We start from the raw sequence: 23,621 nt of genomic DNA on the forward strand, positions 1-23,621 counted from the left end.
TTGAAAGAACAAGGGGGGGTACAGAAACATGACATGGTTTATTTCTGAGTTAGTCCGATATATAGATCGTCATATCTCTATGGATGGCGTACATCATACAGCAATTCCAGAGCTTTATTTCAGATGTATATCACAGCCCTCGGAACCTATACACAGCAACAGCTTTCCTTCCTTCTACATGGTTGTTCAAGGTGCGAAGACGGTTGCTTTAGCAGAGGATAGATATTTGGTTGAGCCCGGAAGTTATTTGGTCTCATCTGTTCATCTGCCTGTCATCGGGCAAATCACTGCAGCATCGCCAGACCATCCGTACCTAAGCTTACAATTAACCCTTAATCCAGATATTCTTCTCCAAGTAGCGAAGACGCCGAGTCCTCAGAACAAGAATAAGACTGAACGAGGAATCATCTTGAATTCGTCCACCTCGGACTTGCTTGATGCGGTTTTACGCCTCGTCAAGCTTTTGGAGACTCCATCTGATATTGAGGTGCTAGCTCCTCTGATTATGCAGGAAATATATTACAGGGTGCTTCACAGCGAGAAAGGAGAGCTATTGAAACAATTTGCCGTGAACGGAAGCTTTGTACGGAGTGTATCGGAAGCTATACAATTGATCAATTATCATTATTCCGAGCCTTTAATCATTGAAGATTTGGCCAGGATGGTCAACATGAGTCCACGGACCTTGCATAGGCATTTCAAGAAAGTAACGGCAATGAGTCCGCTTCAATATCAAAAGATTATTCGTTTGCAAACCGCAAGGCGAATGCTGCTTACGGAAAATGTGGATGCTGCTACCGCAGGATTTCGCGTTGGGTACGAAAGCCCTTCCCAATTTAATCGAGAATACGCCCGCTTTTTTGGACGTCCTCCGCTAAGAGATATACACTATCTGCGTCAATCTTCCTTGCGTTGAATACATATGAGTCATCAGACCATAATCTATAGGAAGAAGTAAATCATCACTTAGGTAACGAAATCAAGTCGTACTTCCTGGCGACCTCTTTAGTTTTGTTTTATTTGGATAGACGTTGTTCAGATACTCTGGATTGCCTAGGACTGACTCTATTTGCCCACTTCCTATCATGAATGTAACCGTCGCACTAATCATCTCCTACCATTATTGCGGTTCTTCTGTTTGATTTCATATTCTCTCTCCTCGTTTTGATATTGCTGCAGTTGCCGGTTATAACTGTCTGCGCCTCTTGCTACAAGGAGTGTATCTAATATACGGTACTGAAGAATAGACACTAAAGTATTCTCGGCAGCCATTTCTCGCCGTAGGATTGACCTTAGAACCGGAAAAAATTGCGGAGTTTATTCCGAAAATTTACCCACAGGGACTGCCCGCTGTGCAAACCCGGAGTGTAGGTTATGTCACTGAGGCTGACATAGGTATTGTTAATGCGGTGACGAGGTTAATGGAATGCCTGCACAATCCAAGTGATACCGAATTACTTGCCCCAATTGTTAAGGATGAGATTTTAGTGCGGCTGCTGCGAAGCCAGATTGGTATTCACATCGCCGAAATGGGCTTTGCAGATTCAGGTGTACGGCAGGTGGCAAAGGCAATCGAGTGGCTTCGCAACAACTTTAATGAGCCAATGAAGGTTTCAGAGCTGGCAAGGCTTGCTCATATGAGTGTTTCGGTTTTTCATAAACATTTTAAGGAAGTTACCTCGATGAGCCCATTGAAATATCAAAAAGAACTGCGGCTGCAGGAGCAGGAGGCAAGGAACCTTATGCTATCCAGGCAAATAGGTTTTGAGTATTCCGTCCGATCGCCCGGATTGTAATATGTACTAGAGATGGCTTAACCTTATTATGAAGTGCTTAGGAGGATATGATTATGCGTATTTTTGTTACAGGAGCTACTGGTTTTATCGGATCCGCTGTTGTAAAGGAACGTATAAACTCCGGTCACCAAGTTATTGGGCTTGCTCGTTCAGATAAGTCTGCTGCAGCGCTTAAATGCAATGGGGGCCCAAGTGCATAGAGGCAGCCTTAATGACATCAACAGTCTCAGAAGTGGAGCCGCAGCAGCGGACGGTGTCATTCATTTGGCCTTTGACAATAGTTTCACTGACTTTGGCGGAGCAATTACAGAAGATCTTCATGCCATTGAAGCAATGGGAGATACCCTTGCTGGCTCTGGCAAACCCCTTATTATTACCTCTGTAACTACAATGGTTCCGCATTAGGGCGACCTGCTACAGAGGAAGATCAGCCACAGGACGGGTCACCAGGAATGCCGCGAAGTGCAGCTGAAAAGGTGGCACTAGCATTGGCTGAACGTAATGTAAGGTCAACTGCTGTAAGGCTCTCTCCATGTGTACATGACGCCACTAGGCATGGCTTTGCTACAAGTCTAGCTGACATTGCTCGTGAAAAAGGTGTTTCAGCATACGTTGGCGATGGATGGAACAGATGGCCGGCCATACATAGGCTCGATGCTGCAAAGCTATTTCGATTGGCTCTGGAATCTGCTCCAGCCGGGTCAAGGCTTCACGGTGCTGGTGAAGAAGGCATACCTTTTAGGGATATCGCTGAGGCAATCGGCCTAAGTCTGAACCTGCCGGTGATCAGCATTTCTCCAGAAGCAGCAGAAGAGCATTTTGGATGGCTTACACCATTCGTAATAATGGATAATCCGACGTCCAATTCTTTGATACGGGAGAGGCTTGGCTGGAAACCGGTAGGTCCTACCCTAGTCGATGATGTTGTAGGAAAATAAACACTAAGCCCTAAAACTTGTCGTTACAGACAACGCGGTGAAGCGGAAGACAAGATGCACCTGCTCTAATCGGAACCGGGAGCAATCTGATCAGGCCAAGCAGGACAGTATGAATATAGGTTATAATAAGCCAAAATCGAGGTTTGTATCACGATAACGAAAAAACAAAATGGAGAACAGGTATGAATAAACATCGTTACCGCTTTAGTGAAGCACCAATATGGGATATTCAGCGGAAATATTATGAAGAAGAAGGATTGAAGGCGTGGAACAACGACCAAGTTCCTCAATTTATAACGTGCAATCCATTGATCGCTGCGGCCTATGCAGAAATGATATTCGGGTTTCTTCAAGATCGGGCAGATAAGGAAGATCGCTCAGAGCCGGTTCTTATTGTGGAGCTTGGGGCAGGCGCTGGGCGTTTTGCTTTCCAGGTGATACACGAATTATCTCGGTTGATAGACTATGCGGGGATAGCGTTGCCTTCGTATCGATATATCATGACGGATTTGGCGATGGATAACGTTTTGGCCTGGAAGGAGCATCCGGCTCTACAATCTTTTATAACCAAGGGAATACTCGACTTTGCGCGATTCGATGCCGTTCAAGATACGGTTCTAAACTTGATTGTGTCAGACGCCACTATTCGTGAAGGGGATTTAAAACAACCTTTAGTCATTGTGGCGAACTACTTTTTTGATAGTATTCCGCAAGAGCTGCTTTATGTGGGGGAAGGTCAAATTTATGAAGCGGATGTTTTCATTGAATATCCTGAATGTAGGGGTTCACTAAAACCATCCGAATTGCTTGATCACATATCTTTGCATTATGAGCATCGGCGGGCGCCGGAGTACGAGCAAGAAAGTTATCCTTATCATGATGTCATCACTGTCTACCAGAAACAATTAGAAGATTCGCATATTTTATTTCCAGCCGCAGGATTAGCTTGTTTAGACCGGTTGAATCATTTGTCCCAAGCGGGATTTCTGTTGCTAACGGCAGACAAAGGCGACCACTTGCTTGAAGACTGGAAATTTGCGGAACCGCCGGAGCTAATACTACATGGAAGTTTCTCTTTAACGGCAAATTATCATGCGATTCAGCAGGTTTTGGAACAGAGGGGAGCTCTCACGTTATTTCCCCCGCATCATTATAAAAATATCAATATAGGTTGTATGATCAACATAGATACGCCGACGGACTACTTCCAAACCAGATTAGCCTATCGACGATTTATTGAGCGCTTTGGTCCGGATGAATTTTTCAGCTTGAAGGAATGGGTTGATCCCAATATAGGTAGCATGGATTTGCAGCAAATATTAAGCTTTTGGCGATTAGGCGGATATGACGCGGAATTTTTCATCCAGAGCACGAAGCAGATCTCTAGTCTGCTGCTGGATGCAAATGATGAAGAAAAGCAGGATATCTTTCGGGGGATACAGCTTATGTGGTCCTCGTATTACATCATGGAGCAGCGTTACGATATCGCGCTTGAGGCCGGATTGTTACTATTCGAGATGGAGATGTACGAGGACTCCAAACGGTTTTTGGAAATATCGGTTCATGAGGACCAGGAGGAGATTGTATCTACCGTATATTATTGTCTAGCCATTTGTTGCTTCGAATTAGAATTAGAAGAAGATGCTTTGAATTACACGAGAGAATTATTAAAACATGAACCGGATCATGAAGCGGCATTGGCACTGGTGCACGGAATTGAGTCCGTATAATTTCGCTGTTAGCCCCAATCGGGATACGTCCGTTCAGGTTATTCCATTTTGTTATGATCGACATGAGAAACTATCATTTAATAATAATGTTATGATATATTATTTTAGATGATTCGTGTGCGGCAAATAATATCACCGGGAAAAGGAAGGAATCTCTATGAATCATGTTTATCAAGAGTGCAAGGATTTTGCAAAGTCCTACATAGCACCCTACACAGAACGGACAGACAAAGAGTCGAGATTTCCTGAGGAATCCTTTAAGGAGCTAGGCGAACAAGGCTTCTTGAAACTCCTTATTCCAGAGGAATACGGCGGATCGGGCAAAGGACTTGAGGAGCATGCCCAGGCTTGTCTGGCATTCGCGGAGACCTGCTCCACTACGGCTCTTTGCTATATGATGCATAATGTTGCAGTCATGTGTTTGGTCACTCATGGAAGCGACGAACTGAAAAAGAAGATTTTCAAAGACATTATAGAAGACGGAAAGTTCATGGCTTTGGCCTACAGCGAATACGGGTCAGGTACCCACTTTTATATTCCGGGAATGAGTGCTGAAGTTAATGGGGATCACACAACGTTTAACGGAAAGAAGAGCATGGTAACGTCCGCATCCTATGCGTCCTACTATCTCGTTCTTGCGCCATCTGTTGAAGAGGGGAAGACCAACAATTGGGTATTCCCTTTGGAATCAAAAGGCCTGTCTTTTGACATATCGGAGTGGAAGGGACTGGGAATGAGGGGCAATTCGTCATGTCCCATGAACATCGACCATGTAACGTTGGATTCATCCCACCGCATAGGAGCGGAAGGTTCGGGCGAGGAGCAGGTATTCAATGTGGTTGCTCCATTCTTCATCACAGGGCTAGGAGCCATATACAGCGGTACGGCCTTGCATATGTTCGAAATAGCCAGCGGTCATGCTATGAACAGGAAATATCCGGATGGGAGCACTTTGTCCAATATTGAAACTATCCAAGTTCATTTAGCGAATATGTACAAGCAGGCATCTGCCGCAAAATCCATCACGATGGAAGCGGCCAGAGCAGGCGCTAACGGAGAAGCTGACGCGCTTGCCAAGATTTTGGCGGCCAGAATCTTGGCCTCGGAAGCTGCCATCGAATGTGGAAGGCTAGCCATGAGAGTTGGCGGAGGGAAAGCTTACAATAAGGCTCTTCCGCTCGAAAGGTTGCTCCGAGATGCATATGCGGGTCAAATTATGGCTCCAAGTGCCGACGTTTTGTCTGTATGGCTTGGAAAAGCATTAACGGGTCAGATGATTCCCTAAAGAAACAAAGGAGTGAGCTCGATTGAGTGATAATAAGATTAAAGTCGGCGCGGTGATTTATGATCCGCGGGTTACCGTGATCTGGGGGATTATCGCTGATTTCTTCAAAGAGGAAGGGCTGGAAATCGACTGTGTCTTCTATAAGGATTATGAAGATCAGGTTGACGGCTTGATGAATAGGGAAATTGACATCGCCTGGAATTCCCCTCTGGCATGGCTGGATACCTATTTAAGAACCGATGGGAAATGCCAAATGGGTTCCATGAGAGATACGGATAGAGACCGAAGGACGATCCTCGTTGTTCGGAAAGACAGCGGCATTACCAATCTCGATGGGCTGCGGGGCAAGACGATTGGTTTTGGAGCTATAGATTCTCCTCAAGCCAGATTGATTCCGATCAACCACTTGCATAAATATGGACTTGAGTATGGGACGGACTATACGGAGAAAAGGTTTGATATCGGCGTTGGCCTCCATGGGGACCATGTCGGAGGAGAACTGGATGCCATGAAAGCCTTGATGGCGGGGACGGTTGACGCCTCTGTAACACTGGATTTGAACTGGGAAGCTTGGAAGAAGGATGGCACCATTGATGAGAATCAATTGGTATGCCTAGATACAACGGCGGATTTTGACCACTGCATTTTCACAGCGCATCCTGATTTTTCAACGGAAAAGTTTGTGGAGTGGCAAAAGGTGCTTCATCGAATGGATTATTCCAATGAGGCCCATCAGAAAATGATGAATATGGAAGGCTTGAAGGAATGGGTTGAAGGCAGAACCACGGGATTCCATCAGTTGCGTGAAGCCAATGACTATCTGAAGTTCTTGACTAAGTAACTCCATGAAAAAGAGAAGCGTGGATATTTCTGCTACTTCTCTTTTCACTATTTATATTCACTTTGGGAGATCAGACACATGAAGAAGCAGTTACCGTTATTTCCTACTTCCTTAATCGGAAGCATGCCAAGATCAAAGATGATGCTAAGCGCTCTAAGAATGATAAGAAGTGGAAGGATCGAACCCAACGACTTCAAACAGCTTATTGAAGTGGAGACTCACAAAGTCGTCAAGCTGCAAGAGGATTTGGGGATGGATATCATCACAAGCGGCGAATTGGGACGGGATAATTATGTGTCCTTCGTCTCCGATAAAATTGGCGGCGTTCAAATGATGAGCATGAGTGAGATGCTCGATTATGTTGATGATAAGAAGGCGTTTGAGGGCATTTTGACTGCACTTGATGTTCCGGCTATGAGTATTAAAAATGCGATTTGTGTAGGTAAGCTGCAATACAAGGGGGATATTGTCGCCAATGAGCTGTTTAGCCTGAAGAAGTTCACCGACAAACCTGTTAAGATCACATTGCCGGGTCCTTATCTGCTTACCCGTTCGATGTGGCTTCCTAATCTCTCCGGCAAGGTATATGGGAGCAAGGAAGAGCTGGGGCAAGATGTGATCAGGATCTTGAAGGAAGAGATCGAAAACCTTGTAAGCATAGGGGTTGACGTGATTCAATTTGATGAACCGGTATTAACCGAGGTTGTGTTCACAGAAGGAAAGCCACGGTCCTTTATGTGCGCGGCTCTTTCCGAGAGAAAGGATCCTAAAGAGGAGCTTGAATTTGCAGGTTCCTTGATTGGACAGATTATGGAGCATATCGACCGGACCAAGACGGTCGCTTCCCTGCATGTCTGCAGAGGCAACTGGAGCAAGAATGAAAGTACTTTATTGACCGGACCTTATACACCGCTGCTTGAGTTATTTGCCAAGGTGAATCCGGACTTACTAACCCTTGAATTCTCAACGCCAAGGGCAGGGGAACTGGACTCATTATTAGCCGATCCAAGGATTGCAGAACATACGGCGCTTGGTTTAGGCGTAATCAATCCGCGTACGGATGAAATTGAGGCATTAGATCCTATTGTTTCAAGGGTGCAAGAGGCCATGATCTATCTTCCGAAGGATCGAATATGGCTGAATCCGGACTGCGGTTTTGCAACCTTCTCCAATAGTCCTGTCAATGTACTTGATACGATTTCGGGTAAAGTACGCTCGTTAACGGAAGCAGCTTCCATCCTAAGGAGCCAATATGATGAAGCGGGCAAATGATGAAATAAACTCCTTGTACGAGTCCAAAATGTTCGATATCAACTTTAGAGGGACATCGAATAATCTCTCCTCTGTGAAGATTTATACGAATAAAAACAGCTTTCAGATCGAAAAGCAAATCAGCTTTGACTCGGAATACAAGCCAATCAGCAGTCTTGAATACTTTGCAGGATCCGTGTTAAGCAGTATCCTCTTATCGTTTTTGGAGCAGTCGAAAAAAAGGGGCTCCATCATTGAAGAAATTGAGGGAGTTTTGAACCTTTCTCTGGAGAACCCTTTATCTATGATTGGTGTAAAAGGGTATAATGAAGAACCGTTTATCGGAAAAATGACAGTCACTATTTTTTTATATGCGGATCTCGAGGACAAGGCTTTTGATGATTTTTGCTTTGGTGCGCTTGCCAAATCCCCTATTTACAATACGTTAAAAAGATCCATGGAGCTTGAGGTCCGATTTAAAAAGCTGATATGAGGCTTCCGCAATTTTAGACAGGGGCCGTTGCCGATTGCACGAACGCATCTATAAGGGCTTGGCTGGATGAGTCGCGCATGAATACAAGGTAAAATTGCCGCTCGGCCGGTAATTCCTGCACGACCTTAATGCGGCCCTGTTGAATCAGGTCTTCGACATCAAGACTGGAGACGACGGCAAGTCCCATTCCGGCTTCGACCAGCTGTAGGATCAGCCCGGTATCGCTGACCTCTGCGGCGCATTTCACTTTGTCCGGCATTAGCCCCATGGCCGATAAGGCCTGCTCGAAGGCGGTTCGCGTGCCGGAGCCGGTCTCCCGAAGAATGAACGGACAGTCCTGTAAATCCCGGTCCGACCATTCGGGCCGGTTGGAGATGACAACCAGTTTGTCTGCCGCCATAGGGATATAATGAGCTCCGGGATGCTCGGGTTTAGTCCCCACATAGGCTACATCCATCCAGCCGCGATAGAGCGAATCCAAAATATGCCGCGAATCCGCAACGTTGACGGACAATTCCAGGTGCGGGTAGGTAGAGTGAACGTTTATCAGGATCCTGGGTAGCAGGTATTTGGCAGGGATGGTGCTGGCACCGATGCGCAGGAGGCCCGACAGTTGGTTGCTTACACTGTGGCAGGCATCTGATAGCTTGTTCCACATCGCAAGTATTTTTTTCCCGTTTGTGTATACTTCACGTCCGGCTTCGGTCAGCTTGATCCCATTGTCTTCACGCCGCAACAAAGTAACGCCGAGGTTGGCCTGCAGGCGCCCAATTTGCTTGCTGACGCCCGGCTGGCTGATATTCATCGCATCGGCTGCGGCCGTAAAGCTCCCCAGTTCGCAAACTCTTATGAAGGTCTCTAAATATTTCATGTCCAATCCAATCACCTGCTTAAAGATCATTATAATGAATCATACCTCATACGAACAAACCTTGCCAAGGAACGCGTGATCCCCCCTTGTGGAGTGGTATCTCCACACAGAGGACGATGACGAGAAGACGAAGCATGTGTCCATACGCTCCAAAAAATCTATGAAATGAAGGCCAGCCCTGTGACAATCCGATGACGATCCTGCTATTTTCGTTTTCTCCCAACAGCGCCGAGGAAAAGAACAAATTCTTCATCTCCGTCTAAACCTAATACCTCGTCGATTAGATTTTGATCATAAATCCCGATCGCACAAGCTCCCGCATCGATCGATTCGCTTGCCAGGTAAAGGTTCTGAGAAACGTGTCCGATATCGATCAGGATTTTTTTTGTAATGTAATGGCATCGATCTTCTGGTCAATCTCATCCAGCTCAGACATAAATAAGAGCTTGTGTTCCACCGGTAAATATCGGTAGATTCCTTGGCGAATTCCCTCCACCCGCATAATGAAAAGGTAGGTTTCAAAGGTATGGGTTGCGCCGCTGCACGGCACCGTTCGAAGGGTAAGTCCGGTCTTCGTTGAACCTGATATTCCTTGAGTGGCCCATAGGAGATAATTGAGGTACTTGTTACAGTATCCCTTTCATATACCCCTGGATTTTTGAGGAGAATAAGAAAAGCAGAATACCGAGGAGAATGGCCGCTCCTCCAATGACACCAAAGTACGCCATTTCTGTGGCTGGCGAATAGAATTTAACAACTTGTGCATTCATCGCTTGGGCAGCCGCACTGGACAAGAACCATAAGCTCATGGTCTGGGCCGAGAAAGCGGAGGGGGCCAATTTGGTCGTAGCCGATAGTCCTACAGGAGACAAGCATAACTCCCCCAGCACAACGATGAAATAACTGAGCACGAGCCACAACGGATTGACCAAGGAGTCCTCGCCGCCAAAGTAAGCCGGTAAGAGGATCACCAGGAAGGATAATCCGGCAAACAATAAGCCCAAGGCGAATTTCTTCGGAATCGAAGGCTGCCGTTTGCCCATCTTTATCCATAACCAGGCAAATACGGGAGCCAAGGTGATAATGAATAATGGATTTAAAGACTGAAACCAAGCCGGCGAAATATGAATTCCGGCATAATCCAATTGCGTCCGCTTATCTGCATAATTGGCAAGGATGGTTGACCCTTGTTCTTGAATCGCCCAGAACATAATTGCTGCAATAAACAGCGGAATATAAGCGATAAGCCGGGAGCGTTCAACGCTTGTGGTTCGTGGACTACGGAACATGACAATAAAATATAACGTAGGAATCAGAATTCCCAAAATGCCTACGATCGCGATAAACGAATCGAAGGTTAACAAACCTAACGGGATGGCAATGGCGACGATAACTGCGAGAAGCAATACGCTGATACCGATTCTAAGGAACGCCTTTCTCCGTTCCGCCGGTGATAACGGACTTGGTACGAAAGTGCCTGCAAGGCCGAGGTTTTTTTTCTTGGTATAGATAAAAATGGCTAATCCCAGGAACATGCCGACGGCTGCAATGCCGAAGCCCAGGTGGAAATTGTAATTCATGCCGACGGTTCCTACGATGAGCGGAGAGAGGAATGCGCCCAGGTTGATACCCATGTAGAATATGCTGAATCCTGCATCCCGGCGCCCATCATATTCGCTGTAAAGTTCTCCTACAACACTGGATACATTAGGCTTCAGCAAGCCTGTACCTAGCACGATCAGAACCATGGAAACAAAAAATAATGAAATACTTCCCGGGATGGCCAGGGCGATATGCCCCAGCATGATGAATATGCCGCCATAGAATACAGCTTTTGACGCTCCGAATATCCGGTCCGCTAACCAACCGCCAATAATCCCAGACATATAGACAAGTGAACCATAGATAGACATAATGGCGAGAGCTGTGCTCTCATCCATGCCGAGTCCGCCTTGACTCAGTTCGTAATACATATAGTAAACCAGGATCGCTTTCATTCCATAGTAGGAAAAGCGCTCCCAAAACTCTGTGAAGAACAGCGTAAACAACCCTTTGGGATGTCCAAAAAATCCCCGTTGCGGAACGCTCTCAACAATTTTTTGTTTATTTAAATCAGCCATGCTGCAGCTTCCTCCCTTGATAAGAATACCCATTATGAGACATTTTCGACCTTCAATCCCATATTAGGCTCTATAGCGGACACAAAGAAAAAGTATACAGCATTGGTGAAAGGTTTGGATGTGACATTACTCCAAGAATGGGATGCCAAGGTCCTTATTTTTATTTATGAAAAAGGCGTATGAGTGCCGAGATTTCTTCCAAGGTTTCTTTTTGGCCATTTTTTATCCACATCACCCAAACTTCAAACACGCCAGCACTCATAAAGTGAATCCAATAGTTTCGTTTTGCGCCAGTCCAATCTGGAAAGGGAATCATCTCATCATAAAATTGAGTAATATGGTATTTGAAAATTTGATAAAGTAACTCGGTGTAATCACCTTCAATGGCCATTTGGAAATCAGTAGACAGTGCAAGAAAAAAATTCGTCAAATCTGTTATTTTCTGTTCGTGGCTGCTTTGAAATGCAATTTTATGAAAAATATCCGCAAATTTTGGTTCGTAGTACTCCTCCAAAACTTGTTCAAGACTTTTGAAATTTCTATAAAATGCCATTCGGCTGACTCCAGCTTTTTTGACGACTTCTGAAATAGTCAATTTTGATAATTTTTTCGTTTGCAAAAGTTCTAGCAAGGCCAAAGTAATCCATTCTTTTGTGTCTTTCTTGATGTTTTGTGCGTGGTCGGTTGCTGCCATAACACTTCCTCCATTTGTCACACATGCCGGTTTGTTGCTTGCTATGGATCCTGTTCAGTCTTATTATAGTGTAAAACATGTTACAAGTGTAACGTCTATTAAAAGGAGTTTTCACGATGCCGGAAAATAACAAACCCTTAGTGCTTGTGACCGGAGGTTCAGGTTTTATCGCTGTTCATATCATTTTGAAATTACTGGAGAAACAGTATCGTGTGCGAGCAACACTTCGTACGATGAGCAGACAAGATGAAATAAAAGCCATGTTAAAGACAGGTGGGGTGACAAATCTTGAAGATTTGTCATTTATTCAAACGGATTTATCTTCTGATAAAAACTGGGATCAGGCTGTTAAAGGAGCAAGATTATGTCATCCATGTGGCTTCTCCAACCCCCAATAAAATTTATAAAGATGAAAATGAAATGATTGGGCCGGCACGTGAAGGTGTATTGCGCGTGTTGAGAGTAGCGCGTGATGCAGGGGTCAAACGTGTTGTTTTAACTTCCGCTTTCGGAGCAATTGGAGTGGGACATAAGAATCACAAAGGACCATACACCGAAAAAGACTGGTCAAATACAGACGCAAAAATTCATCCCTATCAAAAGTCCAAGACACTCGCTGAAAAAGCTGCTTGGGAATTTATCCAACAAGAAGGGAGTGGATTGGAATTGGCAACCGTAAATCCTGTGGGTGTGATGGGGCCAATCCTAGGCAATGACTATTCCCATTCCAATGATATTGTTCGCCAAATGTTGGAAGGAAAACTAAAAGCTGTCCCTAAAATTTATTCTGATTATGTAGATGTTCGGGATGTTGCGGAGTTGCATATTTTGGCAATGACACGTCCTGAAGCCAATGGAGAGCGTTTTATAGCTTCTAGTGCAGAAAATCTTTCAACGTTAAAAATTGCAAATATTCTAAGGAAACATTTAGGGAAGGCTATCTGCGATGAATCTGTCCGGTTTAGTGCCGAGGGCTCAATTATTTTCCTGCTGAATCATAGAATCATTGAAGGATTTGCCTATGATTTATTGAAAGATATGAAGTACCTAAGGTCTGGAACGGCATTCCGCATCATGGGGATGGGGATCCGGCGGTCCGTACGGGAAGTCATTTCGGAAAAGGGGAAATTGAGCTGATGTCACAGATTCGGTTAGGCAGTACCCGATTGACAGGAGCGGATGGAGTTCGTGCAATCGCTTGCTTGTCCGTCATCCTGCATCATTTGTCCCAACGTCTAGCGATGCCTGCGCAAAAACATTGGCTTCAAGAAGTGCAGTCGGTTGTCTTGCTTGGGAACAGTGGGGTCAGCCTGTTTTTCGTATTGAGCGGATTTTTGTTGTCGTTCCCCTTTTGGAGCGCTTACTTGGAAAATGAGGCGTTTCCGAGTATCCGAACGTATGCCAAGCGTCGCGCTGCAAGAATTATGCCCGGCTTCTACGTTTCATTCTTGGTTTGTCTGTTGCTCGTATGGAGGCTGGACATTCCTACGGAGTTCTTGTGGCGGCGAATCATAACGGGTTTCACGTTTGCGGCGGGCTTCCACTATACGACGTTTTTTCCGTCCGACTTGAACGGGCCGTTCTGGTCGATCAGCCTCGAGGTGTTTAGCTACGTGCTTATGCCTTTGTTTATGGCCTTATTGTTCCTGCTCGGCAAGCGGCGTTCCTTCGGTAAGGCGATCTTGTTCTGGTTCGTCGCGTTCGGATTGGTGCTTGCCGCCAACTCGCTCGTACATCAGTGGTTTACGCCAAGCGAGAACGGCCGTGGTTGGCAATTCGGCCAGATCGGCGGGGCAAAATACTGGATGCCGAATTACAATCCGATCGGATTCTTCGGCCACTTCACCATCGGCATCCTGGCGGCGGGCGTAACGGTCGGGATCATGCAGCGCGGCACCGCCATCGAGCGGTTACGCAAGCTCGGGCTGTTCGACGCAGTCGGGGCAGCCGCTTTGGTGCTTGCCGGCTTGCTGATCTGGCGCATGCGCCACCTAGGTGAATTTGACTTCAGCCTCCAGCAGCAGCCGTACTACTTCCCGACTTATGCCATTTTATTCGGCGTCGTGCTGTTGGCGGCACCGTTCAGCGTGATGTTAGGGCGTTGGCTTGATAACCGCTTTTTCCGATTTACCGCGAAAATCTCGTTCGGCCTTTATATTTGGCACTATTTGTTCATTACGTTGATCGATATGTACGGGATTAAGGATTATCGCTATTTCGGGGTCGAAGACGTGTGGCGATGGCTCGGCATCAGTGTATCCGTCGTCGCCATCTCGTATGCGGCGGCGACGATCTCATATTATTACATAGAACAGCCGTTCATCAATTGGTCGAAAGGCAAACCGTTCTTTCGGCGCAAGCGGACGGAACCGCACGCGGTCAAAGCCGCATAAGGGACCCTCAGACCTTGCGCTTTGCCGGTATGGGAACAATCGATTAAATTGTCATATGTTTTTTTTCTACTGTACTAAACTTTCCAATTCCGGCTGCAATCTATTCCGCAGAACATACAGCATGATGGCCCCGACAAGGAACGCAACCGCATCCGCAATGACAAGCGACCAGACCACTCCATGGAAGCCATTCATTCGATTGGCGATAAACAACACGGGAATCAGAGTGACTCCTTGAATAATCGACATAACAAAAGCGGCCGTTCCTTGCGCTGTTGCTTGGAAGATCCCCGTAAACAACGTGGTCATTCCTGTAATGAACAAGGATAAGAACGTCACATGCAGAATGTAGCTGCCCATTTCAATCAATTGCGGATCATTCGTAAATAAACCGATCAAGTGGTCGGAAATCAGATAGACGATGACGCCAAACAAGACGGCCAATGTTACAATCGCTTTGATCGTAAATCCAATGGTATGCTTCATGCGTAATTTATTCGCCGTAAAAGAGAAGGCAATCAATGGCACGACTCCCTCGCATAAGCCCATCAGAATAAACTCGGGAAACTGCAATAAACGCGATGAAATTCCGTAAGCCGCCACGGCCCCATCTCCGTATTCGACAAGAAAATGGTTAAAGATGAGCGACATTGCTCCCAAAAAGGTACTCATAATAAAGACGGGAACTCCAATTTTGAATACATTGCTGAGAATGTCCTTGTTAGCCTTGAACCATTTTGTGGACACGGTTAAGAATCGGCTCCTATATCCCATATGGAAGGCGTAGAATGCACTCGCGATCAGGTTAGAAATGACCGTAGCAGACGCAACCCCGATGACGCCCCAATGGAAAACGAAGATGACTAACGCATCAAGAATGATATTCACGACAACACTCAGAATCATACCCATCATCGACGTGATTGCCGCACCCTCCGAACGCACGATATTCTCCAGCGTGAAGAATAATATGACGAAGGGTGAACCCATAAGCATCATCATGACATAGTCCTTCGTGAAGCCGAAGGAGTCAGGCGTTGCCCCCAGGCCATGAACGATGGGATCGATCAACGGGAGGCCTACGGCAATGACGATAAGTCCGAGAACTAAACTGCTGTAAAAGGCGAATGAAGATACATGCTTTACATCATCAACTTTTTTCTCTCCCAGCAAACGGGAGATGAAGGTACCGCTACCCATGCCAATCAGGTTGCCTAGCGCCATGATAATCGCGAATAACGGCAAGGTTAATGCTAGCGCGGTTAACATGGCGGTATTGCCCAGCGTACCAAGGAAATAGGCATTCAAGATGGAATAGATGACACTCATTGACGTACCTAGCATCATAGGTACGGCGAAGTGAGCTACGGCTTTAGCGATCGGTGCTTTTTCAAAGTAATGGAGGTTTTCTGCATCCATGTGGGTCACCACTTTCTTTGTCTATTTCACTCTAATCTAACGGTGTTAGTTTGAACCTTACAGTGTTAGATGATATCATGAACCTATAGACCTGTAAAGAACAAACTTACACTGTTAGATAAAAAGGGCGGATACCAATGAAAAAACAGCAGCCTCAGATTTCGGAGGATAAGATCTTGGAAGCCTCGTGGGAGCTTCTGGGGGAGGAAGGGATCGAGAAATTCAGCTTGAGGCGATTGGCCGACCGGCTAGGGATTCAGGCTCCCTCTTTATACTGGTACTTCAAGAGCAAGCAGAATCTCTACCAGCGTCTGGCCAACCAGGTATCGAGAGTGATTCTGGAGGAGTTCCACTCCGAGGGGGATTGGAAGGAGCAGCTGACGGGGCTTGCGGTAACGGTACGGAGCGTGCTCGGCCGCTATCCCTGCTCCACGCAGCTCATGATGATGACGCTGCCCCACGAACCGGATATTATCCGGTTCACCAACCGGATGCTGCTGTGCGTCGAATCGACGCCGCTTGAGCAAGAGCAGAAAATGCAAGTGGTTACCACGTTTGTGAACTATGTCTACTACTTCGTTCTAGACGATTATGAACATGAGCGCAATATCTCCGCTATCCTTAAGGACCAGGGGGCGGAAGCGCTTCCTGGCGAGGAGATGATCCGCCTGCTGGACTCCATGAGCGAGACGGAAGCGGGACTGTTTCGGAGGATGTTCACGAACGGGTTGTTCGAGCTGATGGGTACCGACAGGGCGTTTGAGTTCGGCTTGAAGCTGATTTTGCTCGGGATTGAGCAGGTAATTAAGGAGCAGGAGAAGTAGAATGTAAAAACTGCCCACCCGGTAACCGGATGGGCGGGTTTGCTGAGAACTTTACGGGGCTGGGAATTCGCTGGAGGACGAGACAAATAGTTTATTATTCCGGCAATAACATTCGCCCAGGCGGGTTCAGCGAGATTCACCTGGTCGAACGAATCGTCGGCAGAAAACCGTAAAGTTTCGATTAAGCAGAGGCAGCGGCGTTGACGTTAAACAACGATTACAGCGTGGAAAGCTTTGTATGACCGCTTGGCTACCCGATCAATTTACCCACTTACTTGGAAACAATATAATAACCACCCCAAGTGCTATAATTGGCATAAGAATAGTTCCGGTCGCACGTCTGTGGATCTGAGATATAATTACCAGATGCATCTCGATAGTCAATATTAGTTAATCCGGGTTTATGTGACCAACCGCCATCTGAATCCTGTCTATACCAATGATAATCAGTGCCTGGCGCTATAACAAGGGCAACTTTGTATTCATTTGAACCTGGCGTTTCGCTATAGCTTGAACTCCTAATTGTTCTCCCTAAATCTGCCATATCAGATTTTACCGCAGTAATTATTGCACTTGCAGTAAGCGAAGTGTAATAATTTCCAGTTCTATACCCCGGTTGAAACATATAACCAGCTAACGGATCACTTGTGTCATTTGCAATTCTGTTCAAAATATATCCATAACAGTTTGCTCTAAAGACATTAGCTGGATCATTCCAATAGGAAGGATTATAAGGATATTCACCCCCGCCTGTGGGCATCGAAGCAAGCAGAGATTTTTCCTTAGTAGTTTTAGAGTCTGTCACAGCAGTTTGATTAACAGCTTGATCAGCAGCTTTATCAGAGCCTATGCTTTTACGGGCTTGATAATTATCCGGTGCTACATTTCTTCTAATATCAAATTCTTTGCCATCAATTTTGTGAATAAATTCACTTTCTGTGATAGCTTTAGGTTCTGCCTCAACAGCTACATCTGAATTTATACTTCTGCTGTAGTTATAATTATCCGGCGCTACGCTTTTTCTAATATCAATTTCTGCACCATCATTTCCAGCAGCAAATGCAGATACTCCCAAACTCAGCATCAAAACAATAGCTAATATCCAGCTTGAAAATTTTTTCATAACTATTCCTCCATAGATCAGTTTTTTGAACAGACTCATCTTGTTGCGCTCCAAGTCGCATCATCGAGATGTAAAAATCTCCGTTCTAATACCTGTGAGGATTCAATAGAAGTATTCAGGATCCCCTCCTTTATTTAATTCCGCATCTTTTAACAGAATGCATGAGACGACGCTCCCACATTCCAAAATACCACAAATATTGCAGTATTCTTGGATACTCTTGAGCGTTCATCCCGTTTATGGGCTTATTTCCCATCTTTAACCAATTTTATGGTAACATAAAGAATGAAGCGAGTAAATTACAAAATAAAGAATATATGTAATTGAATCGAATAAAAATAGCAGGCTCTAGTTCTTGCTGAGGCTGCTATACAGATATTTTTTAGTAATTTATGCAAACTTTCCATATAATTGTACGCCACTATTATAGATACCATAATTTATTACTTTGAAATAAACTCCTCAACATTATTTTCTCTGATGTCTATATAATTTTCTGAATGATCGGCTTTTACCAATCTGATATATGCAGGCTTTTTCCTTGGATTGTTTCCTCCAATAAGAAGGTAATAACTTTCATCTATCTCATAACGCAAGATATAGAGTCCGCTGCCTATTTCCGTACTATTATAACTTTTAAAATCATTCCATGAAAGTTCTTGTCTTTTATGAGATAATTCTATCACTTTATTTAAAGTCAATTTTTCTTTACGAAATAATTGCCATTGATTATCTATCATAACAACGATACCCTCCTCATAAGAAGCATATTGGGCCCCAACATGCCCAAAATTGCTTTGATCATTTTTTACTGGAATTTCAGAATTAGCTACTTCTGATGTAATTGTGCCCATTAAAGAAGAATCATCTATTTCAATGGACATCTGCTCACCGGTATCAAGATAAAGATGATCTTCAATCATTACCATCGGTATTCGATCCGATTGTATACTACTTTCTGATTGTTTGTTACTACAAGATGTCATTGTGATCATTAAAATGAATAGACAAAACCTAATTATTTTCTTATTTATAACCATTTCTGAATTTCTCCTAACTCTAAAATATGCTTCCTAACAAATTTAAATGTGCAATATAATATAAACATATTATACATTATATTTCCAAAAAATAACATACATATTGATGATCCGCCTTCTGGACTCCATGAGCGAGAAGGATGCGGGACTGTTTCGGAGGATGTTCACGAACGGGTTGTTCGAGCTGATGGGCACCGACAGGGCGTTTGAGTTCGGCTTGAAGCTGATTCTGCTCGGGATTGAGCAGGTGATTAAGGAGCAGGAGAAGTAGAATGTAAATATCCACGCCAGAATGTTATTTACTAAACTGTTCTTTAAGACAATCCAATCTCGCTTGCAACCCTTCCAAGACTTCTTCCGGCGCTTCCCTGACCTTGATATCCCCACCCAGGAAAAGGAGCCAATTGATTATTTCGGTCAGTTCTGCAGGCTTATTCACATGGATGAAAGTTTTTAGAAGGGCTGTGGTTTGATAAGGATTCGTGTAGGAAATAGATGCTTTTAAAGGATGGTATTTTCTGTACTGCGCAATGGCTTTAGGACCCAGTTCAAGGATAAGGTTGATTTCTTCTTCCCGCTTGCTTCGTTTTTCTAAAATCTTTTTCTGATTCCATCTTTTTTTCGCCGGATAAGGTTGGACATCGGTGAGTTGGTCCACCGGAAAAACCCTTTTCTTTTCTTCCGTTAAGTCGAAGCCTTCCATCAGCCAAAGGCCTTTTTGGTGATATAGGTGCAGAAGGTAAATAGGATAAGATTTGCTTTCCTTCTCCTCTTCGACGGTAATCGATAAATGGCTATCCATAAGGAGGTTTTGGATGAGTTTTTCCAACATGGGATGGGGGAGGTCCGAAAGCTCAAGCAGGTCGGGATTATTGGGGTTGGTCCCTTCAAACAGCAAAATTTGATTTAAAAGAACAAGGTCGTCTTGCTGGGTTTTCGAGATGAGGCCCAGCAATTTTTCCGCTAATGACTGACGGCTCTTTAAATAGGGGAGTTGTGCATTTCTTGTGGCCATAAAGGCAATAAATAGAGCTTTGAGCTCATTATCGGTAAAACGCACCCCGGGCAGGAGAGAGTTGTGCATGACAAAATAACCCCCATCCCTTCCAACCTCCGCGACGAGCGGCATTCCCAAGGCCTCAATTTCTCTGATATCTCTAATGGCTGTCGAACGCGAGATGTTAAACTCCCGCATGATTTCGGAAATGGTAAAATGGGACCGGTTGTTGATATATCGCATGATGGTATTAATCCGTTCAACTTTTTTCATCGGGGCTCCTAAACGGTATCATTTTTTGACATGGTTTGAAGCTATCATAAACTCATCAAGCAAAGAACACAATCTTTGGATTAATAAAAAGAAGGAAGGTATTGCACATGGCAGATTATATGTTGGAAGAGAAGGACAGCTTCACTGTTTTTGGTCTTGGAACTGAGCTTAAGAGCGATTACACAGACTATGCCGGCATCAACAAGGAAAAATCGGACTTTTGGCAGGCGGTCAACGAGGATGGGAGGCTTGACGCTTTAAAAGGCATGGCCGCAAATGACTACGTTTTTGCCGTGAACGAAGCGGTGAATAACAAAATGATGTTCTATGCCGGCGTCATGACAGAGTCAGCGGCACCCGCATCGGAAGGGTCCAGGGTTATCCAATTTCCTAAGGGGGAATACCTGGTTGTTAAAGGGGAAGGGACGACAGCCGATGAGTTAAGCAATAAGCTTGCCGGCATTGCCTTTGGTCAAGCCTTGCCGGAAGCAAGCCATATTGCTTATGTTGGCGGGCCGAATACAGCGGTTGTGATGGGTCAGCGAAACGGCTTGATTTTTGGTGAAATGTGGATTCCCGTTGTGCGAAATTAAAAAGATCAAAGGAGGCTGGAAATGCCTTATAGCGTTGATTTTAAAAATGTGTCTCCCGTTGGCCTGGAATCTTCCCCTGTAGCGGAAGCGCTTGCCGGTTTACGTGCTAATGAAGCCCGTTACTTCATGAACAAATACAAGCATGAATTTACGGTCGTACCCGCTAGCGAAAGCCGGGAGACCCTTGATTACGTGAATCGAATTTTGAAAGAAGAACGTGATATTCAGTTTGCGGCCAAACCTTTAGAAACGTCGCGTTTTCAAGTGGAAAATATCAAATGGACCTTCGTCTTTTATGAGGATGGTCTTGGGGTCAACGTCATGTATACGGTGGATGACCCTAAGAAGCGGGCCGTTGGTTTCAAGCTTTCCGAGGGGATGGAGGTACCCAAGGAGTTGGAAGGGAAGTTTAAGTTTGCCAGGCAGAAATCCAAACTCGCCGGAACCATTCGGGGCTCGTTTTTTGTAATAAAAGGAGAATATTAAAAGCGGCAATCGTTCAAAAAACAGAAGGTGGCGATACGGGGAAAGAACCTCGTATTGCCCCTTTTTTTTATACCGAATTTTGGACTTGATGCCCCGCAAGCCGGAAAATAAGTCCCCATAGACGTATTGGCTTACGGGAGCTACACTAGGGGAGGCGACAAAGAAAATACCTAGTAGGAGCTTGTATAACGTGACCATATCAGAACGTATTCCCTCATGGAAGAAACTTAGTCTTTTTGCCGTGACCTGGCCTATTTTCATCGATTCCGTGCTGCGAATGATGCTGGGCACCGTGGACGTATTTATGTTGAGCCGCATCTCCGACACGGCGACAGGGGCCGTAGGCTTAGCCAACGAAATTATTTATTTCTGCATTTTGATGTTCGGTTTTGTAGGAATCGGAACCAGCGTCGCGGTCTCCCAGTATATCGGCGCGGGGCGGGAGAAAGAGGCCAGCCGCATCTCGGCGCTGGCGATTTCGCTGAACCTGATTTTTGGAATCCTCGTCAGCCTGGTCCTCTTTGGTTTTGGAGAGTCTCTCTTGCGGCTGTTGAACTTAAATCCCGAACAGATTGGAATCGCAAGCCATTATTTGGAGATCATCGGCGGTTTTATGTGGATCGAGGCGCTTTCTTATGCGGTTTCGTCGGTGATCCGTTCGAGCGGGCACACCAAAAGCGTGATGTATGTAACGCTGGGCGTCAATGTCCTCCACGTCACGGGAAATTATCTGCTCATTTTCGGAAACCTTGGCTTTCCGGAATGGGGCGTTACGGGAGCGGCCATTTCCACGGTCGTTAGCCGCTTTATCGGTATCATCGTTCTTTTCTTTATATTGTACCGTCGGGTTCCTGCACCGATTCGCCGGAAGGACTACGTGACCTGGAACGGTTCCTATGTAAAGCAGATTATGAGCGTCGGGTTGCCTGCCGCGGGCGAGCATCTCTCCTGGCAGTCGCAGTACCTGATGATTATCAGTTTCGTGAATATGATCGGCATCACGGCTTTAAATACCCATGTTTATGTTATGAACATATCGAACTATTTTATGGCGCTTGCGGCCTCGATCGGGGCGGGGACGGAGATCATCGTTGGACAAATGGTCGGCGCGGGGGAAATGAAAGCGGCCTACCGGAGGCTGATGAAAAGCGTGAGGATCAGTTTCCTGTTAACGTTGGTCATCGTCGGCACGGCATCGATCTTCCGCCATGGGCTCATCGGCATGTTCACGGACGACCCCGAGATCATTGCCGCCGGAGCGAGTATTTTTTTGCTATCCATCGTCCTCGAACCCGGCCGAACCTTCAATACGGTCATCATCAACTCGCTGCGCGCCGCCGGCGATGCGCGTTTTCCCGTCTTGATGGGCGTATGCTCGATGTGGGGTGTTTCGGTGCCGCTGGCTTATGTGCTGGGTGTTCATTTCGGGATCGGGCTGCTGGGCGTATGGATTGCTTTTACGGTGGATGAATGGTTGCGCGGACTCATCATGCTGCTTCGTTGGAGAAGCCGGGCCTGGGAGAAAAAAGCGCTCGTGAAGCCGCTTTCCGCCCTGGAAAACGGGGTGGGGGCGCAAGCATAAGCAATACGTACGGTGAATTAGGAGCGGACTCGATTTGCTGGGACCGAACACCAAGGAACTTGATCTATGAAAGTGAAGAACCTTGTCCGGTTACTGTATAATGAAGGAGGATATCAAGACGATATGAGAGGGGCTGCTGAAATGGCACAAACATTAAAAGGTAAGGTAGCTATTGTAACCGGAGCAGCAAGAGGCATCGGGAAGGCAACGGCCGTTGCCTTAGCCAAGGAAGGCGTAAATGTAGGTTTATTGGCAAGAACAGAGTCGACTTTGAAAGAAGTAGCGGCCGAGATGGAAGGTTTGGGGGTTAAAGTCGCTTATGCGGCGGCCGATATTTCCTCGAAAGAACAAGTCGATGCAGCTGTTGAAGCGCTGAAGAATGAGCTGGGTCTTGCGGATATTCTGATTAATAACGCGGGGATTGCCACGTTCGGGACGGTTCTTGAGATGGATCCGGCTGAATGGAAGAGCATGATCGATACCAATGTCATGGGCACTTACTATGTAACACGTGCGGTACTGCCGCAATTGATTGAACAAAATAGCGGCGATATCATCAATATCTCCTCGACGAACGGACTAAATGGGGCAGCTACATCCAGCGCATACAGTGCCTCGAAATTTGCCGTGATCGGGTTTACCGAATCCCTTGCCCAAGAAGTTCGCCGCAACAATATCCGGGTTTCGGCATTAACTCCTAGCACGGTGGCAACCGACCTGGCGCTTGAATTGAACCTGATCAAGGACAACAATGACGCCAAATTCATTCAACCGGAGGATCTGGCGGAATTCATTGTAGACCAGTTGAAGATAAATCCGCGCATGTATGTAAAATCGGCAAGCTTCATCGCGACGAACCCGTTTTAGCCGTG

The 23,621-nt window shown here is 45.8% G+C and carries 25 protein-coding genes and 2 pseudogenes; 19 read left to right on the forward strand and 8 right to left on the reverse strand.

Translation table 11 applies throughout. The annotated features are described in order from the left end of the window. Window positions 1–28: 28 nt before the first annotated feature. The 10 genes and pseudogenes from ACQ4N8_RS06740 (at window position 29) to ACQ4N8_RS06785 (ending at window position 8,334) form a co-directional block, all read left to right on the forward strand. Window positions 29–916 carry an AraC family transcriptional regulator N-terminal domain-containing protein gene (locus ACQ4N8_RS06740; RefSeq protein ID WP_430703568.1) on the forward strand — a complete coding sequence of 296 codons (888 nt, stop codon included), beginning with the start codon at window positions 29–31 and terminating at the stop codon, window positions 914–916. Window positions 917–1,274: 358 nt separating this feature from the next. Beyond that, window positions 1,275–1,502, forward strand: a pseudogene (locus ACQ4N8_RS06745) (AraC family transcriptional regulator N-terminal domain-containing protein); the annotation flags it as partial. Window positions 1,503–1,529: 27 nt separating this feature from the next. Next, window positions 1,530–1,796, forward strand: a complete 267-nt coding sequence (locus ACQ4N8_RS06750) for an AraC family transcriptional regulator (protein ID WP_430703642.1) — start codon at window positions 1,530–1,532, stop codon at window positions 1,794–1,796. Between the two features lie 53 nt (window positions 1,797–1,849). Further along, window positions 1,850–1,996 (forward strand): NAD-dependent epimerase/dehydratase family protein, encoded by a 147-nt coding sequence (locus tag ACQ4N8_RS06755; RefSeq protein WP_430703569.1) that lies wholly within the window; start codon window positions 1,850–1,852, stop codon window positions 1,994–1,996. A gap of 288 nt (window positions 1,997–2,284) precedes the next feature. Beyond that, entirely contained in the window at window positions 2,285–2,734 is a 450-nt protein-coding gene (locus ACQ4N8_RS06760) for a hypothetical protein (protein WP_430703570.1), read from the forward strand. Between the two features lie 182 nt (window positions 2,735–2,916). Then, window positions 2,917–4,464 carry a tetratricopeptide repeat protein gene (locus ACQ4N8_RS06765; RefSeq protein WP_430703571.1) on the forward strand — a complete coding sequence of 516 codons (1,548 nt, stop codon included), beginning with the start codon at window positions 2,917–2,919 and terminating at the stop codon, window positions 4,462–4,464. 157 nt (window positions 4,465–4,621) lie between these two features. Continuing rightward, window positions 4,622–5,749: an acyl-CoA dehydrogenase family protein gene (locus tag ACQ4N8_RS06770; RefSeq protein WP_430703572.1), complete on the forward strand. Its 1,128-nt coding sequence runs from the start codon at window positions 4,622–4,624 to the stop codon at window positions 5,747–5,749. 22 nt (window positions 5,750–5,771) lie between these two features. Further along, window positions 5,772–6,590, forward strand: coding sequence for a phosphate/phosphite/phosphonate ABC transporter substrate-binding protein (locus ACQ4N8_RS06775; protein ID WP_430703573.1), 819 nt, complete (start codon window positions 5,772–5,774; stop codon window positions 6,588–6,590). 78 nt (window positions 6,591–6,668) lie between these two features. After that, complete coding sequence (locus ACQ4N8_RS06780; RefSeq protein WP_430703574.1) at window positions 6,669–7,862, forward strand: cobalamin-independent methionine synthase II family protein; 1,194 nt, start codon at window positions 6,669–6,671, stop codon at window positions 7,860–7,862. Next, window positions 7,846–8,334 carry a hypothetical protein gene (locus tag ACQ4N8_RS06785; RefSeq protein ID WP_430703575.1) on the forward strand — a complete coding sequence of 163 codons (489 nt, stop codon included), beginning with the start codon at window positions 7,846–7,848 and terminating at the stop codon, window positions 8,332–8,334. The genes ACQ4N8_RS06780 and ACQ4N8_RS06785 overlap by 17 nt, the downstream gene beginning before the upstream one ends. Window positions 8,335–8,347: 13 nt before the next feature. Here ACQ4N8_RS06785 and ACQ4N8_RS06790 read toward each other — a convergent pair whose 3' ends face one another. The 4 genes from ACQ4N8_RS06790 to ACQ4N8_RS06805 form a co-directional block, all read right to left on the reverse strand. Beyond that, complete coding sequence (locus ACQ4N8_RS06790; RefSeq protein WP_430703576.1) at window positions 8,348–9,235, reverse strand: selenium metabolism-associated LysR family transcriptional regulator; 888 nt, start codon at window positions 9,233–9,235, stop codon at window positions 8,348–8,350. A gap of 173 nt (window positions 9,236–9,408) precedes the next feature. Further along, on the reverse strand, window positions 9,409–9,597 hold the full coding sequence (locus ACQ4N8_RS06795; RefSeq protein ID WP_430703643.1) for a nitroreductase family protein: 189 nt from the start codon (window positions 9,595–9,597) through the stop codon (window positions 9,409–9,411). A gap of 234 nt (window positions 9,598–9,831) precedes the next feature. Next, a complete protein-coding gene (locus ACQ4N8_RS06800) occupies window positions 9,832–11,325 on the reverse strand; it encodes a peptide MFS transporter (protein WP_430703577.1) in 1,494 nt (497 codons plus the stop codon). A gap of 160 nt (window positions 11,326–11,485) precedes the next feature. Beyond that, window positions 11,486–12,019, reverse strand: coding sequence for a TetR/AcrR family transcriptional regulator (locus ACQ4N8_RS06805; RefSeq protein ID WP_430703578.1), 534 nt, complete (start codon window positions 12,017–12,019; stop codon window positions 11,486–11,488). Window positions 12,020–12,135: 116 nt separating this feature from the next. Between ACQ4N8_RS06805 and ACQ4N8_RS06810 the strand changes: the two genes are divergently transcribed. The 3 genes from ACQ4N8_RS06810 to ACQ4N8_RS06820 are packed head-to-tail and all read left to right on the forward strand — an operon-like array spanning window position 12,136 to window position 14,412. Then, window positions 12,136–12,417 (forward strand): GDP-mannose 4,6-dehydratase, encoded by a 282-nt coding sequence (locus ACQ4N8_RS06810; protein ID WP_430703579.1) that lies wholly within the window; start codon window positions 12,136–12,138, stop codon window positions 12,415–12,417. Continuing rightward, window positions 12,395–13,156: an NAD-dependent epimerase/dehydratase family protein gene (locus ACQ4N8_RS06815; protein WP_430703580.1), complete on the forward strand. Its 762-nt coding sequence runs from the start codon at window positions 12,395–12,397 to the stop codon at window positions 13,154–13,156. The genes ACQ4N8_RS06810 and ACQ4N8_RS06815 overlap by 23 nt, the downstream gene beginning before the upstream one ends. Further along, the gene (locus ACQ4N8_RS06820) at window positions 13,156–14,412 is read left to right on the forward strand and encodes an acyltransferase family protein (RefSeq protein ID WP_430703581.1); all 1,257 of its coding nucleotides are present in this window, start codon (window positions 13,156–13,158) and stop codon (window positions 14,410–14,412) included. The genes ACQ4N8_RS06815 and ACQ4N8_RS06820 overlap by 1 nt, the downstream gene beginning before the upstream one ends. 66 nt (window positions 14,413–14,478) lie before the next feature. Here ACQ4N8_RS06820 and ACQ4N8_RS06825 read toward each other — a convergent pair whose 3' ends face one another. Then, entirely contained in the window at window positions 14,479–15,831 is a 1,353-nt protein-coding gene (locus tag ACQ4N8_RS06825; RefSeq protein WP_430703582.1) for an MATE family efflux transporter, read from the reverse strand. A 137-nt stretch (window positions 15,832–15,968) separates the two neighbouring features. On the opposite strand from ACQ4N8_RS06825, the gene ACQ4N8_RS06830 reads away from it, so the two are divergent. Then, the gene (locus ACQ4N8_RS06830) at window positions 15,969–16,655 is read left to right on the forward strand and encodes a TetR/AcrR family transcriptional regulator (protein WP_430703583.1); all 687 of its coding nucleotides are present in this window, start codon (window positions 15,969–15,971) and stop codon (window positions 16,653–16,655) included. A gap of 271 nt (window positions 16,656–16,926) precedes the next feature. Here ACQ4N8_RS06830 and ACQ4N8_RS06835 read toward each other — a convergent pair whose 3' ends face one another. Both ACQ4N8_RS06835 and ACQ4N8_RS06840 read right to left on the reverse strand, forming a co-directional pair. Then, window positions 16,927–17,817 carry a hypothetical protein gene (locus ACQ4N8_RS06835; RefSeq protein WP_430703584.1) on the reverse strand — a complete coding sequence of 297 codons (891 nt, stop codon included), beginning with the start codon at window positions 17,815–17,817 and terminating at the stop codon, window positions 16,927–16,929. Between the two features lie 404 nt (window positions 17,818–18,221). Then, window positions 18,222–18,707 (reverse strand): hypothetical protein, encoded by a 486-nt coding sequence (locus ACQ4N8_RS06840; protein WP_430703585.1) that lies wholly within the window; start codon window positions 18,705–18,707, stop codon window positions 18,222–18,224. Between the two features lie 217 nt (window positions 18,708–18,924). Here ACQ4N8_RS06840 and ACQ4N8_RS06845 point away from each other — a divergent pair. Next, window positions 18,925–19,089, forward strand: a pseudogene (locus ACQ4N8_RS06845) (TetR/AcrR family transcriptional regulator); the annotation flags it as partial. A 24-nt stretch (window positions 19,090–19,113) separates the two neighbouring features. Here ACQ4N8_RS06845 and ACQ4N8_RS06850 read toward each other — a convergent pair. After that, on the reverse strand, window positions 19,114–20,088 hold the full coding sequence (locus tag ACQ4N8_RS06850; protein ID WP_430703586.1) for a helix-turn-helix transcriptional regulator: 975 nt from the start codon (window positions 20,086–20,088) through the stop codon (window positions 19,114–19,116). A gap of 107 nt (window positions 20,089–20,195) precedes the next feature. On the opposite strand from ACQ4N8_RS06850, the gene ACQ4N8_RS06855 reads away from it, so the two are divergent. The 4 genes from ACQ4N8_RS06855 (at window position 20,196) to ACQ4N8_RS06870 (ending at window position 23,616) form a co-directional block, all read left to right on the forward strand. Continuing rightward, complete coding sequence (locus tag ACQ4N8_RS06855; protein ID WP_430703587.1) at window positions 20,196–20,681, forward strand: GyrI-like domain-containing protein; 486 nt, start codon at window positions 20,196–20,198, stop codon at window positions 20,679–20,681. Between the two features lie 21 nt (window positions 20,682–20,702). Further along, on the forward strand, window positions 20,703–21,167 hold the full coding sequence (locus ACQ4N8_RS06860) for a phage tail protein (RefSeq protein ID WP_430703588.1): 465 nt from the start codon (window positions 20,703–20,705) through the stop codon (window positions 21,165–21,167). A gap of 190 nt (window positions 21,168–21,357) precedes the next feature. Then, the gene (locus ACQ4N8_RS06865) at window positions 21,358–22,749 is read left to right on the forward strand and encodes an MATE family efflux transporter (RefSeq protein ID WP_430703589.1); all 1,392 of its coding nucleotides are present in this window, start codon (window positions 21,358–21,360) and stop codon (window positions 22,747–22,749) included. 141 nt (window positions 22,750–22,890) lie between these two features. Continuing rightward, window positions 22,891–23,616, forward strand: coding sequence for a 3-ketoacyl-ACP reductase (locus tag ACQ4N8_RS06870; RefSeq protein ID WP_430703644.1), 726 nt, complete (start codon window positions 22,891–22,893; stop codon window positions 23,614–23,616). The last annotated feature ends 5 nt before the right edge of the window (window positions 23,617–23,621 follow it).

The organism is Paenibacillus macerans (genome assembly GCF_050565405.1).
GTDB classification, from domain to species: Bacteria; Bacillota; Bacilli; order Paenibacillales; family Paenibacillaceae; genus Fontibacillus; species Fontibacillus macerans_B.

Coding starts and splice junctions, on each gene's coding strand:
- ACQ4N8_RS06785 (WP_430703575.1), top strand. CDS start 7,846: ATGAAGCGGGCAAATGATGAAATAAACTCCTTGTACGAGTCCAAAATG.
- ACQ4N8_RS06740 (WP_430703568.1), top strand. CDS start 29: ATGACATGGTTTATTTCTGAGTTAGTCCGATATATAGATCGTCATATC.
- ACQ4N8_RS06820 (WP_430703581.1), top strand. CDS start 13,156: ATGTCACAGATTCGGTTAGGCAGTACCCGATTGACAGGAGCGGATGGA.
- ACQ4N8_RS06800 (WP_430703577.1), bottom strand. CDS start 11,325: ATGGCTGATTTAAATAAACAAAAAATTGTTGAGAGCGTTCCGCAACGG.
- ACQ4N8_RS06830 (WP_430703583.1), top strand. CDS start 15,969: ATGAAAAAACAGCAGCCTCAGATTTCGGAGGATAAGATCTTGGAAGCC.
- ACQ4N8_RS06850 (WP_430703586.1), bottom strand. CDS start 20,088: ATGAAAAAAGTTGAACGGATTAATACCATCATGCGATATATCAACAAC.
- ACQ4N8_RS06855 (WP_430703587.1), top strand. CDS start 20,196: ATGGCAGATTATATGTTGGAAGAGAAGGACAGCTTCACTGTTTTTGGT.
- ACQ4N8_RS06805 (WP_430703578.1), bottom strand. CDS start 12,019: ATGGCAGCAACCGACCACGCACAAAACATCAAGAAAGACACAAAAGAA.
- ACQ4N8_RS06765 (WP_430703571.1), top strand. CDS start 2,917: ATGAATAAACATCGTTACCGCTTTAGTGAAGCACCAATATGGGATATT.
- ACQ4N8_RS06810 (WP_430703579.1), top strand. CDS start 12,136: ATGCCGGAAAATAACAAACCCTTAGTGCTTGTGACCGGAGGTTCAGGT.
- ACQ4N8_RS06755 (WP_430703569.1), top strand. CDS start 1,850: ATGCGTATTTTTGTTACAGGAGCTACTGGTTTTATCGGATCCGCTGTT.
- ACQ4N8_RS06825 (WP_430703582.1), bottom strand. CDS start 15,831: ATGGATGCAGAAAACCTCCATTACTTTGAAAAAGCACCGATCGCTAAA.
- ACQ4N8_RS06840 (WP_430703585.1), bottom strand. CDS start 18,707: ATGGTAATGATTGAAGATCATCTTTATCTTGATACCGGTGAGCAGATG.
- ACQ4N8_RS06770 (WP_430703572.1), top strand. CDS start 4,622: ATGAATCATGTTTATCAAGAGTGCAAGGATTTTGCAAAGTCCTACATA.
- ACQ4N8_RS06780 (WP_430703574.1), top strand. CDS start 6,669: ATGAAGAAGCAGTTACCGTTATTTCCTACTTCCTTAATCGGAAGCATG.
- ACQ4N8_RS06870 (WP_430703644.1), top strand. CDS start 22,891: ATGGCACAAACATTAAAAGGTAAGGTAGCTATTGTAACCGGAGCAGCA.
- ACQ4N8_RS06835 (WP_430703584.1), bottom strand. CDS start 17,817: ATGAGTCTGTTCAAAAAACTGATCTATGGAGGAATAGTTATGAAAAAA.
- ACQ4N8_RS06750 (WP_430703642.1), top strand. CDS start 1,530: ATGGGCTTTGCAGATTCAGGTGTACGGCAGGTGGCAAAGGCAATCGAG.
- ACQ4N8_RS06860 (WP_430703588.1), top strand. CDS start 20,703: ATGCCTTATAGCGTTGATTTTAAAAATGTGTCTCCCGTTGGCCTGGAA.
- ACQ4N8_RS06790 (WP_430703576.1), bottom strand. CDS start 9,235: ATGATCTTTAAGCAGGTGATTGGATTGGACATGAAATATTTAGAGACC.